Here is a 16,539-nt window from a genome sequence, read left to right as displayed (position 1 = left end):
CGTACCAGTTGGTCCATTAATTTCACAGCGGTGTTGCTCAATCAATGTACTGACCGGTACATTCGTCTCCAGTCCCTCAATCCCCGACGACGAAGGCGTCTCGTGTCCTCAGAACAGCACCCTCAGCGCACCGGCGTTCTGCGCCGCATCGTGCGCGTCATCACCGGGGTCGAGCTCGGCATCGGCGGCTTCTCCGTCCTGATGATCCTCGTCCTCGTCTTCTACCAGGCGCTCCAGCGCTACCTGCCCTTCGAGAGCATCGCCTGGACGGGCGAGCTGGCCCGCTTCGGTCTTCTCTGGGCGACGTTCGCCGCGATGGGCGTGCTCGTCACGACCCACGGCCACATCGCGCTCGAGCTCGTCGATTCGCTGCGCAACCCGATGACCGTGCGGATCATTCAGATCTTCTCGCTCCTCGTGGTCGCCGCCGCGGGCATCGGTCTGAGCATCGCCGCCTGGGAGCTCGTCGAGACGCAGGGCATGGTCAAGTCGCCCGTGCTGCGCGTTCCGATGTCGTGGGTCTACATCCCGGTGCTCATCGGCACCGTCTCCACGGCGATCCGCGCGCTGTTCGCCGCCGCAGACATCGCCAAGAACGGCCCCATCGTCGCCGATATCGACGAGGACGAGCCGGAGGTGGTGGGACTGTGACTCTTCTGTTCCTCGCCCTGGCGATCGCCGTGCTGCTCGCCCTGCGCGTACCCGTGCCCTTCGCCTTCCTCGGCCCCTCACTGGTCTACATGGCCATCTCCGGCCAGTCGCTGGGCATGGCACTGCGCACCGTCACCAACGCATCCAGCAGCTTCCCGCTGCTCGCCGTACCGTTGTTCATCTTCCTCGGCGCCCTCGCCAACCACGCCGGCATCGCCGACCGCCTGTTCCGCTTCGCGCAGGCGCTGCTGGCGAACGTGCGCGGCAACCTCGGCTACGTCGCGGTCGGCACGAGCGTCGGCTTCGCCTGGATGAGCGGCTCGGCCGTCGCCGATGCCGCCGCCCTCGGCAAGGTGCAGATCCCCGCGATGATCCGTGCGGGCTACGGCCGCCGTTTCGCCACGGGTGTCTCAGCGACCTCCTCGCTCATCGCCCCCGTCATGCCCCCGAGCATCCCGGCGGTCATCTACGCCGGTCTCGCGGCGGTCTCGACCGGAGCGCTGTTCGCCGCATCCGTGATCCCCGCCCTGCTCATGGCCATCGGCATGTGCATCGTGGTCTGGGTGCTCGTGCGCCGCATGAAGAACGTCAAGAAGGGCACATTCGATCGCGCCGAGTTCCTCGCATCGATCAAGGGCGTGCTCCTGCCGCTCGTCGCGCCGTTCATCATCCTCGGCGGGATCCTCGGCGGGTTCTTCACCCCGACCGAAGCCGCCGCCGTCGGCGTCGCCTACATCCTCTTCGTCGGCATCGTGCAGCGCTCGCTGAGCTGGAAGGGCTTCGTCAAGGCGCTGACCGAGACGGTCACGACCACGGCATCCATCATGATCATCGTCGCCTCCGCATCGCTGCTCGGATACATCCTCGCCCGCGAGCGCCTGCCGCAGATGCTGACCGAGCTCGTCTTCGCGATCACCGACAGCCCGATCGTGTTCCTCATCCTCGTCGCCGTGCTCATGCTGATCCTCGGCACCGTGATCGATGCGACCGCGATTCTCGTGCTGACCGTGCCGATCATCCTCCCCATCGCCACGCAGATCGGCGTCGATCCGATCGTGCTCGGCGTGCTGATGATCCTGTCGCTCATGATCGGCCTGCTTACCCCGCCCGTCGGAACCGTGCTGTTCGTCACCGCCGCGGTGTCGAAGACCCGCATCGGCGAGGTGTTCCGCGGCAGTCTGCCGTTCATCGTGCCGCTGCTGGTGATCTGCGTGCTCATCATCGCGTTCCCGAGCGCTGTGATGTGGTTGCCGGGGGTGCTCGGTCTGTGAGCCACGAAAACGCCCGGAGCGCCCCGCGCCCGCCGGCGGTCCTCATCGGCCTGGTCGGCGAGGGGGTGGGCCCCTCGCTCACCCCGCCGATGCACGAGCTCGAGGGCTCGCGCCACGGCATGAACTACGTGTACCGCACGATCGATCTCGCACCCGATGAGGGCACGACCGATTTCCTGCGCGGGCTGCTGGTCTCGGCCCGGCGCCTCGGCTTCACCGGGCTGAACATCACCCACCCCGTCAAGCAGGCGGTCATCCCGCTTCTCGACGAGCTCGCCGACAGCGCCCGCGCCGTCGGGGCGGTCAACACCGTCGTGTTCACCGAGCAGGGAACCATCGGGCACAACACCGACGTGACCGGTTTCCGCGCGGCGTTGAACGATGCCTTCGGAGACGACCGCCTCGGCCGTGCCGTGCTCGTCGGCGCGGGCGGTGCCGGTTCCGCCGTCGCGACGGCGCTCGCTCAGCATCCGATCGACGAGCTCGTCATCGTCGACCAGGATGCCGTACGCGCCGATGCTCTCGCCGAGCACGCATCGGCCCTCGGCCGCGCGGTGCGCACCGTCGCCCCCGACTCCCTGCCCGACGAACTCGCCGGCGCCGACCTCGTCGTCAACGCGACCCCCGTCGGCATGGCCGCCCACCCGGGCACTTCGTTCGACCCGGCGCTGCTGCCCACCGGCATCCGCGTCGCCGACATCGTCTACCGACCCGTCGACACCGCACTGCTGCAGGAGGCCCGCACCCGCGGCATCCGCACCATGTCCGGATTGGGCATGGCCATGCACCAGGCGGCCGATGCCTTCGAGATCTTCACCGGAGAGCGCGCAGACCGCCAGGCCATGCTCGCCGACCTCGACGATCTCGTCGCCGCCGAGGCGGCCGAAAAAACGCTCGAACCGCACCACCCCTGAAACAGCACCCGAAAGAGGAGAGAACCATGGATGCACGACGCACCCGGCGAACGATGTGGCTCGCCGCCCTTGCTGCACCGGCAATGATGCTGGTCGCCTGCTCCGGAACCGGAGACGGCGCCACCGGCGACGCGACCAGCACGCAGAAGCTGACGCTCGCCCACAGCTACAACGAGGACCAGCCCCAGCACCGCTGCGGCGCGCAGGTCCTCGCCGATGAGGTCAACGCCGCCGGTGTCGGCCTCGAGGTCGAGATCTTCCCGTCGAGCCAGCTCGGCGGCGACGCCGACCGCATCGCCTCGGTCGCCTCGGGCGACATCGACATCGACATCCAGGGCGCCTCGGCGCTCGGCGCGGTCTACGAGCCCATCAGCGTTCTCGACGCGGCGTACGCCTTCGACGACGCCGAGCACCTCGCCCGCTTCATGGACAGCGACGCCTCCGACACGGTGGTCGACGCCTTCGCCGACGCGACCGGCGTGCGCACGCTCGGCGCATGGTCGGCCGGCGCCCGACAGTTCACCGCGAACACGGCGATCCGCACCCCCGATGACCTGTCGGGTCTGCGCATGCGCTTCCCCGGATCGCCCCAGTTCCTCATGAACGCGAAGGCGCTCGGCGCGCAGGCGACCGAGGTCGCCTACGAGGAGCTATACCTGGCTCTGCAGCAGGGCACGGTCGACGGCCAGGAGAACCCGATCACCAACATCGTGGCCTCCAACCTCCAGGAGGTTCAGGACTACGTGAGCATGAGCTCGCACCAGCTCAACACCAACCTGGTCATCATGAGCGACATCTGGAACGACCTGAACGAGGAGCAGCAGGAGGCGCTGACCGCGGCGACCGATAAGGCGATCGCCGAGGTCACGGCGTGCGTGGCATCCGATGAGGAGGAGATCCTCGAGGAGTGGCGCACCGGAGGCAACTGGGAGGTCGTCGAGGACGTCGACCGCGATGCGTTCAGCAAGCAGGCCGAGGAGTACCTCTCGGGTGTTCTGACGGGCGACTCGCTCACGGTCTACGAGGCCATCCGCTCCACTTCGGAGTGACGCTGCCCCATGGTGCATTCGATCCCGACGTTCACGGGCGATGTGGACGCAGACGAGCTGGGGATGACCCTCATCCATGAGCACGTCTTCGTCACCGATCCCGAACTCGACGTCAATATGCCGCATCCGGAATGGGATGAGCGGCAGATGATCGAACGCGCCGTGCAGACGCTCACCGATCTGCACGCCCGCGGCGTGCAGACGGTGGTCGATCTGACAGTTGTGGGTCTCGGCCGCGATGTGCGCCGAGTCGCCGAGGTCGCCGCACGGGTTCCCGTTCGGCTGATCGCGGCGACCGGATGCTACGCGGCCGAGACCCTGCCCACCTTCTTCCGTCTGAACGGTCCGGGGCTCGTCGTCGACGGCCCCGACCCGCTCGTCGAGCTGTTCGTCGGAGACATCGAACGGGGCATCGCGGGCACCGATATCCGAGCCGGCATCATCAAGATCGCGACGGATGCCGCGGGCCTGACACCCGACTCCGCACGGGTGTTCGCGGCCGCCGCCGAGGCGCATCGGCGCACCGGCGTTCCGATCACGACCCACTCGCATGCTGCATCCGGCGGAGGCGCCGATCAGCAGGACGAGCTCGAGCGGCTGGGGATTCCGCTCGACCGGGTCGTGATCGGACACAGCGGAGACTCCACCGACCTCGCCTACCTGCGCCGCATCGCCGATCGCGGGTCGTACCTCGGCTTCGACCGCTTCGGCATGGAGCACCTCGCCCCGGACGCCGACCGGGTGCGGATGCTGCTCCAGCTCCTCGACGCGGGCTATGCCGATCGCATCGTCCTCTCGCACGACGCCGCGGTCTTCAGCCGTGTCACGCCGCCGTCGTGGCGGGCGGAGCACGTGCCGAATTGGCACATGCAGCACCTCTTCGACATGATTCTTCCGACACTGAGCGATGCGGGCGTCGATGACGCGACCCTGCGCCGCCTCATGATCGACAACCCGCGCCGGGTCCTGACCGGCGCCGACTGATGGGGGAGTGGACATGACCGAACCCGTCGTCCGCAAACGCGACGCCGAACGTACCCGCGCCGATCTGCTCGCCGTCGCGACCGAGGCCTTCGCCGAATCCGGCTACGCGGGAACCCGGGTCGATGAGATCGCCGAGCGCACCCAGACGACGAAGCGGATGATCTACTACTACTTCGGCGGCAAGGAACAGCTCTACCTCGCCGTGCTGGAGAACGCGTATCGCGGCATCCGCGAACGCGAGCAGTCGATCCACGCCGGCGACCTCGCGCCCGTCGAGGCTCTGAGGCAGATCGCCGAGCTCACCTACGACCACCACCTCGATCACACGGCGTTCATCCGGCTCGTCTCGATCGAGAACATCCACCATGGCGAGTTCATCAAGCGACTCGATGGCCTGCGCACCCTCAACCAGCCCGCGGTCGCCGTGCTCGAAGAGGTGCTCGAGCGCGGCCGTGCCGAGGGCACGGTTCGCGCCGACGTCGACGCGCTCGACGTGCACCTGCTGATCAGCTCGTACTGCTTCTTCCAGGTCGCCAACCAGCACACCTTCGGCTACCTGTTCGGCCGCGATCTGCTCGCCGAGGAGCGCCGCGAGCACCTGCGCTCCATGATCGGCGACGTCGTCGTGGCGTGGATGACCGCGGGGCGCTGAACCGGTCCGGCGCCGCTCAGATGAGCCGGCGCAGCGCCTCGACGAGGGAGATGCTCTGCGCATCGGCGCGATCGCGCAGACGTGCGTGCTCCTCGGCGGTGAGCGTCAGCGAGAGATCGATGGGCTCTGCGGGAGCGGCGTCCCAGCCGTCGAAGAGATCGGATGCCTCGGCCCACAACGGTTCGGACGCGGGGGCTGCCGCCGCACTCGCGAGATCGCTCGCGGGGACCGTGGTTCCGGCATCCACCGAACCCATCGTGAAACCGGGCCCGCGGTTCGGCTCACGCTTGGCCTGATAGGCCTTGGAGGCGGCGTTCGCCCGCTGGTCGGCGGCCTCGTTCAGCTCGTGGCCGGCGTGCCCCTTCACCCAGACGAAGTCCACGTCACGCCCCTGCATAGCAGCGTCGAGCGCCTCCATGAGGTCGCGGTTCAGCACGGGGGCGCCGTCGGCCTTGCGCCATCCGCGGCGCTTCCATCCCGGCATCCACTTCGTGATCGAGTCGATCACGTACTTGCTGTCGCACATGATCTGCAACGGTTCGTCGACCTCGGCGGTCGCCCGCAGCAGCTCGAGCACCGCCTGCAGCTCGCCCTGGTTGTTCGTGCCATGCGGTGAGCCGCCCGCGGCCCAGTTCGCGTCGTCGATGTACCAGGCCCAGCCGTTGGGGCCGGGGTTTCCCAGAGCGGATCCGTCTGCCGCAGCGGTGATCGTCATCCCTCCAGGGTATCCGCGGGCCCGACATCGCCCGCGCGTCGGGATGCCTATTCGGCGCCGGCGTCCGTCCCGTCGCCGGTCGGAACGACGACATCCACAGAGATCGACACGGTCGAGCTCGTCTCGTCGCCCGGCAGCCCCAGTCCGAGCGGGTCGGCAACGGCATCCGGCAGGCGATCGACCGAACCGTCGCGCTCATCCGGCTCACCCGGCAGCGCCGCCCAGGCGCTCTTCTGCTCGGGCTTCTGCGTGAACAGTCCCATGGTCCCCCTCAGAAATCGGCGATGACGAGCTTCTTCATCTCCATCATCTTCTCGTACGCGCCCGGACGCTCCATCAGCGCGCCCATCGTCTCGGGAACGATCTGCCAGCTCAGACCATAACGATCGGTGAGCCACCCGCACTGCTCCGCCTCGGGAACGGCGGACAGCGCATCCCAGTACTCGTCGATCTCGGCCTGATCGGCGCATCGCACCTCGAGGGAAATCCCCGGAGTGAATGTGTAGTCCAGTGCGATGGCCGAGTCCATCATCGAGAACCACTGCCCGGCCAGACGGAACTCGCCGAACATGACCGTGCCCGGTTCTGCCGGCCTGGTCTGCACGCGATGCTCGGCGATGAACCCGACGCCCGAACCCGGAAGCACACCCGAGTAGAAAGACGCCGCCTCGCGCGATCGGTTCTGCACGGGTCCGCAGAACATGAGCTGCGGGATGACGAACGGCCGCGGCTCACCTTCGGGGTTGGTCAGCAGCAACTGCCAGCTGACTCCGAAGCGATCCTCGACCCAGCCGTAGTGGGGGCTGAACGGGTAGGCGTCGAGTGCCATGATGATCCGTCCGCCCTCGGCCAGGCGCGCCCAGGTCTCATCGAGGGCCGCCCGCGCGTCATCGGCGCTGCCGTCGAACATCAACGGATCGAAGTTCAGCATGAACGACATCGATGGGTTCGGGCTGAACTCGTCGCCCGCGTTGATCAGCGTGATCTGGAACCCATCGATCGACACGTCGACGGTGAGAGTCCTGCCCGCGAACTCGGCCTGCCAGTCGGGCAGCTCCATCGGGTAGCGGGCGCTGGTCTCCGCCGTCGTTCGCGGAAGCGCATCAGCATAGAATTCTCCGGCCTCATCGGCGTTTCGTGTGCACCAGATGTTTGGGACGATCTTCTGCGACATGGCTGCTCCTTTGCACCTCGACCCTCCTTCTCCATGGTGAGACGAGCGGATGCCGGATGCAAGAGGTTGCGTTCAGGGGCGGCCCCGTGCCTAGGGTGGTTCGATGGCTTCTCTCCTGGACATGGACATCTCCGGCGACACCTGGGTGGGAGCGCTCATCGGCGTTCTGATCGGCGTCGCGATCGCCGCGGCGGTCGTCATCGTCGTGCGCCTCGTCGTGGGGCGAGCGCGCGGCCGATCGGCCTGGCTGGCCGCGCTCGAGCGCCGATTGCGGGTTCCGGGGACCACCCTCGCCCTGCTGATCGCCCTGTGGGCGGCGTGCGCGGCGACCGCCCCGTCGCTCGAGCCGTGGTGGCCCGCGGCCGAGCGCGTCCTGCAGATCGTGGTCGTCCTCACCGGGGCCTGGATCCTGTCGATCGTCGTCACCTTCGGCATGGAGCGGCTCATGCAGTACGACGGCCAGCGCGACGGCACGAGCTTCGAGGCGCGCCGCCGCCGCACCCAGCTGACCGTGCTGAACCGTCTCGCGGTCGTGCTCATCGGAGTCCTCGCCGTCGGCGTCGTGCTGTTCTCGTTCCCCGAGGTGCGGGCCGTGGGCACCAGCATCCTGGCCTCCGCCGGCGTCGTCAGCATCGTCGCCGGCCTCGCGGCGCAGTCGACACTCGGCAACCTCATCGCCGGGATCCAGGTGGCCTTCACCGACTCGATCCGCGTCGGCGACGTCGTCGTCATCGAGGGCGAATGGGGCACGATCGGCGAGATCAACCTGTCGTACGTGGTCGTCTACATCTGGGACGAGCGGCGGCTGATCCTGCCCTGCACCTACTTCACGACGAACCCCGTCGAGACGTGGACGCGGCGCTCCGACAAGATCCTCGGCACCGTCTACATGGATCTGGACTGGCGGGTGCCGGTGGATGCCGTGCGCGCCAAGTTCGAGGAGATCATCGACGAGTCGCCGCTCTGGGACCGGCGTTCGGCGAACGTGCTCGTCACCGGTTCCGAGGGCGGGTACGTCTCTCTCCGCTTCAAGATCTCCGCCGCGAACTCCGACGATCAGTGGGATCTGCGGTGCCTCGTGCGGGAGAAGATCATGACGTGGCTGCAGCAGGAGCATCCCGAGGCCCTGCCCGTCACGCGCATCGCGCTCGAGGAGCGCACCGACGCCCGCTGATTCCCAGGTCGGTCGCGTAAAATCGGCCCAATGACTGATGTGTCCACCGATACCGCCGCAGATCTCGGCGACGGCCTCGACCCGAACGACCTCGAGACCACGCTGCGGGTTCTGGCCTCGATGGACAAGATCAGCGAAGAGCATCCCGATTACATCGCCGTGCGCCGTGCGACGGCCGCGATGTTCAAGGCCGTCAAGCGCGTGCGCCGCAAGGAGATCCGCGATGCGATCGCCGCCGCAGACAAGGCGGTCGTCGCCAAGACCGCGACCGGTGCGCCCGACCGCATCGACGACGAGACGCGCGGCCTCGACCTCGCCTCGAGCGTGGATGCCCCGATCGCCGGCGAGCTGCTCAAACCCCGCAACTGCTACATCTGCAAGCAGCCGTACACGATCGTCGATGCGTTCTACCACCAGCTGTGCCCCGAGTGCGCGAGCTTCAGCCACGGCAAGCGCAACGCGCGCACCGACCTCACCGGCCGCCGCGCGCTGCTCACCGGCGGCCGTGCGAAGATCGGCATGCACATCGCGCTGCGCCTGCTGCGCGACGGCGCGCACCTGACGCTCACGACCCGTTTCCCGCGCGACGCCGTGCGCCGCTTCTCCTCTCTGCCCGATTCCGCCGACTGGATCGACCGACTGCGCATCGTCGGCGTCGACCTGCGCGACCCCGCCCAGGTGATCGCGCTCGCCGACTCGGTCGCCGCCCAGGGACCGCTCGACATCCTCATCAACAACGCGGCGCAGACCGTGCGGCGCTCGCCGGGCGCCTACTCGCTGCTCGCGGATGCCGAGATGCAGCCCCTGCCCGACGGGCCCCTGCCCGAGATGGAGACCTTCGGGCACACGGTCGATCCGCACCCGCAGGCTCTGCAGGCATCCGTCGACGCGAACCCGCTGCTGTCGGTCGCGGCACTCGGCGGCACGGTCGCCGAGCAGGGCGGACAGGCCCTGACCGCAGAAGACCTCGCACGCCTCGCGATGGCTCCGGGTTCCTCGTCGCTCGCGAAGCACGCCGATGGCACCGCGATCGATGCCGGCGGCCTCGTCCCCGACATCAACACGGTCAACAGCTGGGTGCAGTCGGTCGAACAGGTCGACCCCCTCGAGATGCTCGAAGTTCAGCTGTGCAACACGACCGCGCCGTTCCTGCTCATCAGCCGTCTGCGGGCGTCGATGGCGGCATCCGATGCCCGTCGCAAGTACATCGTCAACGTCTCCGCCATGGAGGGGCAGTTCTCGCGCCGCTACAAGGGCCCGGGGCATCCGCACACGAACATGGCCAAGGCTGCGCTCAACATGCTCACGCGCACCAGCGCCGGTGAGATGTTCGAGACCGACCGCATCCTCATGACCGCGGTCGACACCGGCTGGATCACCGACGAGCGCCCCCACCAGACGAAGGTCCGCCTGGCCGAGGAGGGCTTCCACGCCCCGCTCGACCTCGTCGACGGCGCCGCCCGCGTGTACGACCCGATCGTGCAGGGTGAGGCCGGAGTCGACCAGCTCGGCGTCTTCCTCAAGGACTACAAGCCCAACCCCTGGTGAATCCGGGCGCGCCTGCCCGTTGCGCCTGACGGACGTTGTTGCACGTGGCGGACTTTTCGACGGGAATCATTCGCTGAGTGCAACAACCTCCGCTGTGCGCAACAGCGGGCCGGATGCCGCTACAGCCGGTCGACGCCCGTCACCGTCACGACGGCCTCGCCGGCCTCGTCGGATGCCGCGAGGTCGATGGTCGCCGAGATGCCCCAATCGTGATCGCCCGCGGGGTCGTCGAAGATCTGCCGCGCGGTCCACTCCGAGGCCCCCTCGGTGAGGATGAGCAGCTTGGCGCTGCGGGCATCCGGGCCGGTGAGGATCTCGTCGTGGTCGGCGAAATAGCCGTCGAGCGCGGCATCCCACCCATCGGCTCCGATGCCGGGATCGAGCTCGGCCAGGGCATCCACGTCCTCGCGGGCGGCGAGCTGCACGCGGCGGAACAGCTCATTGCGCACCAGGGTGCGGAAGGCGCGCACGTTCGACGTGAGGCGCTTGGGCGCGGGAGGAACGATCGCGGCCTCATCGGGGCGGTCGAAGGTGCCGTTGTCGACGCCGGCGCGCAGCTCCTCCCACTCGTCGAGCAGTGACGAGTCGACCTGGCGCACGAGCTCGCCGAGCCATTCGATGAGATCGCGCAGATCCTCGTTCTTCATCTCATCGGGGATCGTGTGCGCGGCGGCGCGGTACGCGTCGGACAGGTACCGCAGCACCACGCCCTCCGAGCGGGCGATCTTGTAGAACGCGACGTATTCCCCGAACGACATGGCCCGCTCGTACATGTCGCGCACGACCGACTTGGGGTGCAGTTCGAAGTCGCGGATCCAGGGCTGCGCGGCGCTGTACGTCTCGAACGCCTGCCCGAGCAGCTCGTCGAGCGGCTTCGGGTAGGTGATCTCCTCGAGCAGCTCCATGCGCTCGTCGTACTCGATGCCCTCGCGCTTCATCTCGGCGACGGCCTCGCCTCGGGCCTGGAACTCCTGCTGGCCGAGGACCGCGCGGGGATCGTCGAGCGTCGACTCGACGATCGAGATCATGTCCAGCGCGTAGGTCGCAGAATCGGGATCGAGCAGCTCGAACGCCGCCAGGGCGAACGGCGACAGTGGCTGGTTGAGCGCGAAGTTCGGCTGCAGATCGACGGTGAGGCGGATGCCGTCGGCGTCATCCTCGACGACGCCGGACTCCCGCAGCGTGCGGTAGATGCCCAGGGCCCGGCGGGCGAGTTCGAGCTGGCGCTTGCGCGGCTCGTGGTTGTCGTACACCAGTGCGCGCATATTGGCGAAGACGTCGCCGCCCCGGCCGATCACGTTCAGCATCATGGCGCTGGTGATCTGCATGTGCGAGGTCAGCGTCTCGGGCTCGGCGTCCACGATCTTGCGGAACGACGGCTCGCCCCACGAGACGAACCCGTCCGGAGCCTTCTTGCGGATGAGCTTGCGCTTCTTCTTGGGGTCGTCGCCGGCCTTCTTGATCGCGGCGGCGTTCTCCGACTCGTGCTCGGGGGCCTGGCAGACCACGGTTCCCGCGGTGTCGTATCCGGCACGGCCCGCGCGACCTGCGATCTGGTGGAACTCGCGGGCGTTCAACTGCCGCATCCGGGTGCCGTCGAACTTCGTCAGCGCAGTGAGCAGCACGGTGCGGATCGGCACGTTGATGCCCACGCCGAGGGTGTCGGTGCCGCAGATCACGCGCAGCTTGCCTCGTTGGGCGAGCTGCTCGACGAGACGGCGGTACTTCGGCAGCATCCCGGCATGGTGTACCCCGATGCCGGCTCGCAAGAACTTCGACAGCGTCTTGCCGAACGCCGTCGTGAAGCGGAAGTCGCCGATGAGCGCCGCGATCTCGTCGCGCTGCTCGCGGGTGGCGATCTTCATGCTCGACAGCGCCTGGGCGCGCTCCATGGCGGCCGCCTGCGAGAAGTGCACGATGTAGACCGGCGACTGGCCGGTGTTCAGCAGGTCCTCGATCGTCTCGTGGATCGGGGTCAGCTCGTAGAAGAAGTGTAGCGGGACCGGACGCTCGACTCCCGTCACCACGGCCGTCTCGCGCGAGGTGCGGCGGGTCAGGTCGGCCGAGAGCTCGGTGACGTCGCCCAGTGTCGCCGACATGAGAACGAACTGCGCCTGCGGCAGCGTCAGCAGCGGAACCTGCCAGGCCCACCCGCGATCCGGATCGGCGTAGAAGTGGAACTCGTCCATCACGACCTGGCCGACCGCGGCATCCGGTCCCTGGCGCAGCGCGAGGTTGGCGAGGATCTCGGCCGTGCAGCAGATGATCGGCGCATCCGGATTCACCGCCGAGTCGCCCGTGACCATGCCGACGTTGTCGGCGCCGAAGACGTCGACGAGCGCGAAGAACTTCTCGCTGACCAGGGCCTTGATCGGTGCGGTGTAATAGCTGCGGCGCCCCGCGAGGAGGGCTGCGAAGTGCGCGCCGATCGCGACGAGCGACTTCCCGGTGCCCGTCGGCGTCGACAGGATCAGGTTGTTGCCCTGGACGATCTCGATGACCGCCTCGTCCTGCGCCGGGTAGAGCTGGATGCCGGTGGACTCGGCCCACTCGACGAACGCGAGGTAGACGGCATCCGGGTCGGAACCATCGGGCAGGGTGGCCGGGTCGAGAAGAGAAGACATGGTCTTACGATCATCCCCCATCGCCGCGGCCGACACCTGTCAGTCAGGATGACGGATGTCGGCCGATTCGCTCGGATCGGGCTGACATCCGTCGAATCGACTGACAAGTGTCGGGTGGGCGCATTCAAGCGGGGAAACGGATCAGCCCTGTCGGCGCACCATCGCCTCGATCCAGATCGGGGCGAACGGCGACGTGCTTCCGGGAGCAGTGGGATAGTCAGCGAGAACCTGTAGCTCGTTCCCGATCGAGACGGCTCGGGCGCGCAGCTGCGGGTGATGGATGCCGATCTGCGCGAGCGTCTCGTTCATCGCCCACTGCGGCCGCAGCGGTGCCTGCTGCATATCCTGTTCGATGAGATCGAGCAGGGGCTCCAAATCCAAACCGTCTGGACGCTTCGCGACACGCTCCGCGGTGAGCGACCAGGCGGCCGCGGCGACCGTGGGATCGTCGTTTCCGAGCCAGCGTTCGCGCATCTCGTTCGCGCGCGGCGACTTCTTCGCCACGTAGTCGATGAACCACTGGTTGATTTTCGGGGGTTGTGTCTCACGCAGCATCCGGTCCAGCTCGTCCGCTGAGAAATCGCGGTGGTCGTCGCCGCGCTTGGCGTTCGCCGCGCGCATCTTCCGGTCGTCGAGTTCCGCCAGCGCGGCACGCAGTGCATCCACCGCTTGTCCATGCCCTCAGGATAGGTCCGGCATCCGTCGCGACACTTGTCGGTCTCGATGACGGATGTCAGCCGATTCGCTCGAATCGGGCCGACATGTGTCGAATCGACTGACAGGTGTCGGCGGAAGCGGGCGAACGGATGCTGCGGCATCCGGCCGACTACTCCTCGATGAGCTCCTCGCGGATGCGGCGCAGATCTTCCATGAGGGATCCGATGAGGATCCAGTGCCCGGATGCCGGGGGAGTGATGCGCAGCGGCGCGGTCAGCGCGGGGATCGCCGAGGTGAGCGTCTCGGGCTCGGGGGCGACGTCGGCGACCTGCACGGCGAGTCGGGCGTCATGAGCGGCCCGATGCAACTGCTCGGCGATCGCATGCACGGTCGGCTCGTCCGGCAGGGTTTCGTCGTAATGGTCGAAGTAGGCGCGGGTCATGCCGATGACCTGCGTGACGATGGGGCTCAACCGGCGCAGCAGCGCGCGCATCTCGGTGACCTCGCCGCGCGTCGAGCGGCGCGGGTTCAGGGTGAGGGACTCCTCGGCGGCGGTGACGGATGCTTCGGCGGCCACCTGCATCGGACGCAGCAGGCGCGCCTCGAGCATGATCTCCTGCAGCTGCTGCGGCGACCGCTCCACGGGCAGGGCCGCGGCGAGCCGGTCGAGGCTGGCGGCGATCTCCACGCCGAGCAGACCGAGGTCGCGCCGGGCGGGACCGGTGTGCACGGGCGGCACGATGAGCGCGTTGACGATGATTCCGATCACGACACCGATGAGGGTCTCGAGGATGCGGTCGACCGCGTACTGCGGGCTGTCGGCTCCGAGGGCGAGCACGAGCATCGCCGAGATCGCGACCTGGTTGCCCATGCCCGGCGTCGCCTTGAACGCCCACGCGGTGACCATCGCGACGACGATCGCGAGCAGTACGACCCAGCTCTGCGCCCCGAGCAGCAGGCTGAGGCCCGTGGCGATGACGACGCCGACGATCACGCCGATGCTGCGTTCGATGGCCTTCGTGAACGACTGGTTCACGCTCGGCAGCACCACCAGCAGCGCGGCGATCGCGGCGAACACCGGCAGGGGACCGGGGATCAGCCATCCGGCGATCATCCACGCGCCGATCGTCGCCGCGGCCGACTTGACGACCTGCAGCAGCGGGCCGCGCTTCGCGCTCCGCACCGCCGATGTCACTCGCATGCCTCAACGTTAGCCCGGTGGTCGCCGCCATCCCACCGCCGACGACCTGCGACGATGAATCCCATGGATTCCCCTCTCGCCGCACAGCTGCGTGCGCTGTCCGACGGCATCCGACTCGACCCGGCGCTGGTGAGCGCAGCGCTCGCCGCAGACCCTGCCGCGGCCGAGGCGATGCTGACGCTCGAGGGGCGCGTGGAGGGGCTGCGTCAGCGCAGCGCAGAGCTGCGAGCGGTGATGTCGTCGACGCGCGACCTGCTGTCGATGCCGGATGCCGACCTCATGCTGCAGCGCATCGTCGACCGCGCGCATGAGCTGGTCGACATCGACATCACCTATCTGTCGGTCTACGACGCCGATCACGATGAGCTGTATGTGCGCGCGGCGAGCGGCACGACATCCCCGCGGTTCCTCGCGATGGTCGTGCCCGCGGGCGTGGGCGTCGCGAGTCTCGCGGTGCACACCCGTCAACCCCAGTGGGTCGAGGATTACGCCTCGGTGACCTCGGTGCCGCACGATCCGACGATCGACGCGATCATCGGCGAGGAGCAGTTGCGTTCGCTGCTGGGCGCACCGCTCGTCGTCGGCGATGAGGTGCTCGGGGTGCTGTTCGCCGCGAGTCGGGATGCCCGAAGCTTCCGTCCGGACGAGGTGTCGCTGCTCGCGGAGTTCGCCGGCCACGCCGCCCTCGCCCTGCACTTCGCGCAGCTGTTGAAGCAGGCCCAGGATGCCACGGCCGAGGCGGCCTCCCGCCAGCGCGAGGCCGAGTGGGCGGCCGCGCTGCACGGCGAGCTGACCGGAATGGTCGTCGCGGGGCACGGAGCGGATGCCGTCGTCACAGCATTGGCGGATGCGCTCGGCCGTCGCGTCTGCTTCGTCGACGGGGATGCCGGGACCATCACCGACAGTCGGGCCGTGCCGACCGCGACCGAGTCCGATTCGGCCGAGGAACCACCCTTGACGGCGGCGGCCCGCCGCGGGCTGCGCCCGGTGATCGCGGCCGCGGCGGCGAGCGGCCGGGGCATCGATCTCGACGACGGCCCGATCTCCTTCGTGGCGCCTGTGGTGACGGCCGCCGAACGCGCCGGGGCACTGCTCATCCGCCGTTCCGGCCGCGATCTCTCCCCGGTCGAACGGCGCACGATCGAGCGCTCCGCGTCGACCCTCGCCCTGCTCATGCTGCGCCGGGACGCTCTGGCGGATGCCGAGGAGCAGGTGCGCGGAGAACTCGCGGCCGAGCTGCTGGACACCCCCGCCCGGCGTCGTGCGGCCGTGCGTCGCGCCGCTTCCCGCGGGCTCGGCGTCGATGAGCCGTGGATCGCGCTCGCCGTGCCGGCCGATGCGGAATCCCGGCGTCGGATCAGCGAGCGCGCCCGTCGCCGGGCGCACGCGCTCGTCGCCCCGCATCCGGACGGCATCACGGTGCTGCTGCCGGGTGCGCATGCCGTCGACCTGGAGATGCTGCTCGTCGACCTCTCGGCGCCGGTCGCCGCCGTGGCCTCGGCGGACGGGCTCGACGCGGCGGCGGCGCAGGCCGAGTCGCTCTGGCGGAGTGCGCGCATCGCGCAGGGCCTCGGTCTCACCGGCGCGGTGACGGGATCGGTTCTGGCCCCCTATGCGCTGCTCTTCGACGGGGATGCCGCGCGCCTGCGCGGCTTCGTCGACGGGATGCTGGGGCCGGTGCTCGAATGGGATGAAGCCCGCGGCACCGACCTCTTCGAGACGCTGTCCGCTCTGTTCGACGCGCACTGGTCGCCGGTCGCCGCGGCCCGGAGTCTGCAGGTGCACGCGAGCACCGTGAAGCAGAGGCTCCAGCGGTTGCGGCTGCTGCTGGCCGACGATCTCGACAGCGGCGAGGCCCGGTTCCGTCTGGAGCTCGCGCTGCGCATCGAGCGCGCGCGGCGCCTGCTCGAGAGGACATGATCAAC

15 protein-coding genes are annotated in these 16,539 nt (G+C 68.5%); 9 read left to right on the top strand and 6 right to left on the bottom strand.

Going from position 1 to position 16,539, the window contains the following annotated elements:
* Positions 1-102: 102 nt before the first annotated feature.
* Genes ACWAUG_RS04995 through ACWAUG_RS04970 form a run of 6 tightly spaced genes read left to right on the top strand, consistent with a single transcriptional unit; the run spans position 103 to position 5,521 of the window.
* Positions 103-651: a TRAP transporter small permease gene (locus tag ACWAUG_RS04995; RefSeq protein WP_460801668.1), complete on the top strand. Its 549-nt coding sequence runs from the start codon at positions 103-105 to the stop codon at positions 649-651.
* The gene (locus ACWAUG_RS04990) at positions 648-1,922 is read left to right on the top strand and encodes a TRAP transporter large permease (RefSeq protein ID WP_460801666.1); all 1,275 of its coding nucleotides are present in this window, start codon (positions 648-650) and stop codon (positions 1,920-1,922) included. The genes ACWAUG_RS04995 and ACWAUG_RS04990 overlap by 4 nt, the downstream gene beginning before the upstream one ends.
* Positions 1,919-2,836: a shikimate dehydrogenase gene (locus tag ACWAUG_RS04985; protein WP_460801665.1), complete on the top strand. Its 918-nt coding sequence runs from the start codon at positions 1,919-1,921 to the stop codon at positions 2,834-2,836. The genes ACWAUG_RS04990 and ACWAUG_RS04985 overlap by 4 nt, the downstream gene beginning before the upstream one ends.
* 26 nt (positions 2,837-2,862) lie before the next feature.
* Positions 2,863-3,885 (top strand): DctP family TRAP transporter solute-binding subunit, encoded by a 1,023-nt coding sequence (locus ACWAUG_RS04980; protein WP_460801663.1) that lies wholly within the window; start codon positions 2,863-2,865, stop codon positions 3,883-3,885.
* Between the two features lie 9 nt (positions 3,886-3,894).
* Entirely contained in the window at positions 3,895-4,869 is a 975-nt protein-coding gene (locus ACWAUG_RS04975; protein WP_460801661.1) for a phosphotriesterase family protein, read from the top strand.
* 13 nt (positions 4,870-4,882) lie between these two features.
* Positions 4,883-5,521 (top strand): TetR/AcrR family transcriptional regulator, encoded by a 639-nt coding sequence (locus ACWAUG_RS04970; protein WP_460801660.1) that lies wholly within the window; start codon positions 4,883-4,885, stop codon positions 5,519-5,521.
* Positions 5,522-5,537: 16 nt separating this feature from the next.
* Here the strand turns inward: ACWAUG_RS04970 and ACWAUG_RS04965 are convergent, their stop codons facing one another.
* From ACWAUG_RS04965 to ACWAUG_RS04955, 3 genes are read right to left on the bottom strand one after another with little or no spacing between them, the layout of a single operon-like run.
* The gene (locus ACWAUG_RS04965) at positions 5,538-6,236 is read right to left on the bottom strand and encodes a ribonuclease H family protein (RefSeq protein WP_460801658.1); all 699 of its coding nucleotides are present in this window, start codon (positions 6,234-6,236) and stop codon (positions 5,538-5,540) included.
* 47 nt (positions 6,237-6,283) lie between these two features.
* Positions 6,284-6,499: a hypothetical protein gene (locus ACWAUG_RS04960; RefSeq protein WP_298041260.1), complete on the bottom strand. Its 216-nt coding sequence runs from the start codon at positions 6,497-6,499 to the stop codon at positions 6,284-6,286.
* 8 nt (positions 6,500-6,507) lie between these two features.
* Positions 6,508-7,410: a VOC family protein gene (locus tag ACWAUG_RS04955; protein WP_460801656.1), complete on the bottom strand. Its 903-nt coding sequence runs from the start codon at positions 7,408-7,410 to the stop codon at positions 6,508-6,510.
* A gap of 103 nt (positions 7,411-7,513) precedes the next feature.
* Here ACWAUG_RS04955 and ACWAUG_RS04950 point away from each other — a divergent pair, with 103 nt between their 5' ends.
* Positions 7,514-8,584: a mechanosensitive ion channel family protein gene (locus tag ACWAUG_RS04950; protein WP_460801655.1), complete on the top strand. Its 1,071-nt coding sequence runs from the start codon at positions 7,514-7,516 to the stop codon at positions 8,582-8,584.
* A 30-nt stretch (positions 8,585-8,614) separates the two neighbouring features.
* A complete protein-coding gene (locus tag ACWAUG_RS04945; RefSeq protein ID WP_460801653.1) occupies positions 8,615-10,132 on the top strand; it encodes an SDR family NAD(P)-dependent oxidoreductase in 1,518 nt (505 codons plus the stop codon).
* A 119-nt stretch (positions 10,133-10,251) separates the two neighbouring features.
* On the opposite strand, the gene ACWAUG_RS04940 is transcribed toward ACWAUG_RS04945, so the two are convergent.
* The 3 genes from ACWAUG_RS04940 to ACWAUG_RS04930 form a co-directional block, all read right to left on the bottom strand.
* The gene (locus ACWAUG_RS04940; protein ID WP_460801652.1) at positions 10,252-12,756 is read right to left on the bottom strand and encodes a DEAD/DEAH box helicase; all 2,505 of its coding nucleotides are present in this window, start codon (positions 12,754-12,756) and stop codon (positions 10,252-10,254) included.
* A gap of 141 nt (positions 12,757-12,897) precedes the next feature.
* The gene (locus tag ACWAUG_RS04935) at positions 12,898-13,422 is read right to left on the bottom strand and encodes a DNA alkylation repair protein (RefSeq protein ID WP_460801650.1); all 525 of its coding nucleotides are present in this window, start codon (positions 13,420-13,422) and stop codon (positions 12,898-12,900) included.
* Between the two features lie 160 nt (positions 13,423-13,582).
* Positions 13,583-14,614, bottom strand: a complete 1,032-nt coding sequence (locus ACWAUG_RS04930; RefSeq protein ID WP_460801649.1) for an FUSC family protein — start codon at positions 14,612-14,614, stop codon at positions 13,583-13,585.
* A gap of 63 nt (positions 14,615-14,677) precedes the next feature.
* Here ACWAUG_RS04930 and ACWAUG_RS04925 point away from each other — a divergent pair, with 63 nt between their 5' ends.
* The gene (locus tag ACWAUG_RS04925) at positions 14,678-16,534 is read left to right on the top strand and encodes a helix-turn-helix domain-containing protein (RefSeq protein WP_460801648.1); all 1,857 of its coding nucleotides are present in this window, start codon (positions 14,678-14,680) and stop codon (positions 16,532-16,534) included.
* Positions 16,535-16,539 lie beyond the last annotated feature (5 nt).

The organism is Microbacterium sp. GXF6406 (assembly GCF_054798215.1).
Note: the sequence above shows the minus strand (reverse complement) of the source record. Positions and strands in the feature narration are given on the sequence as shown.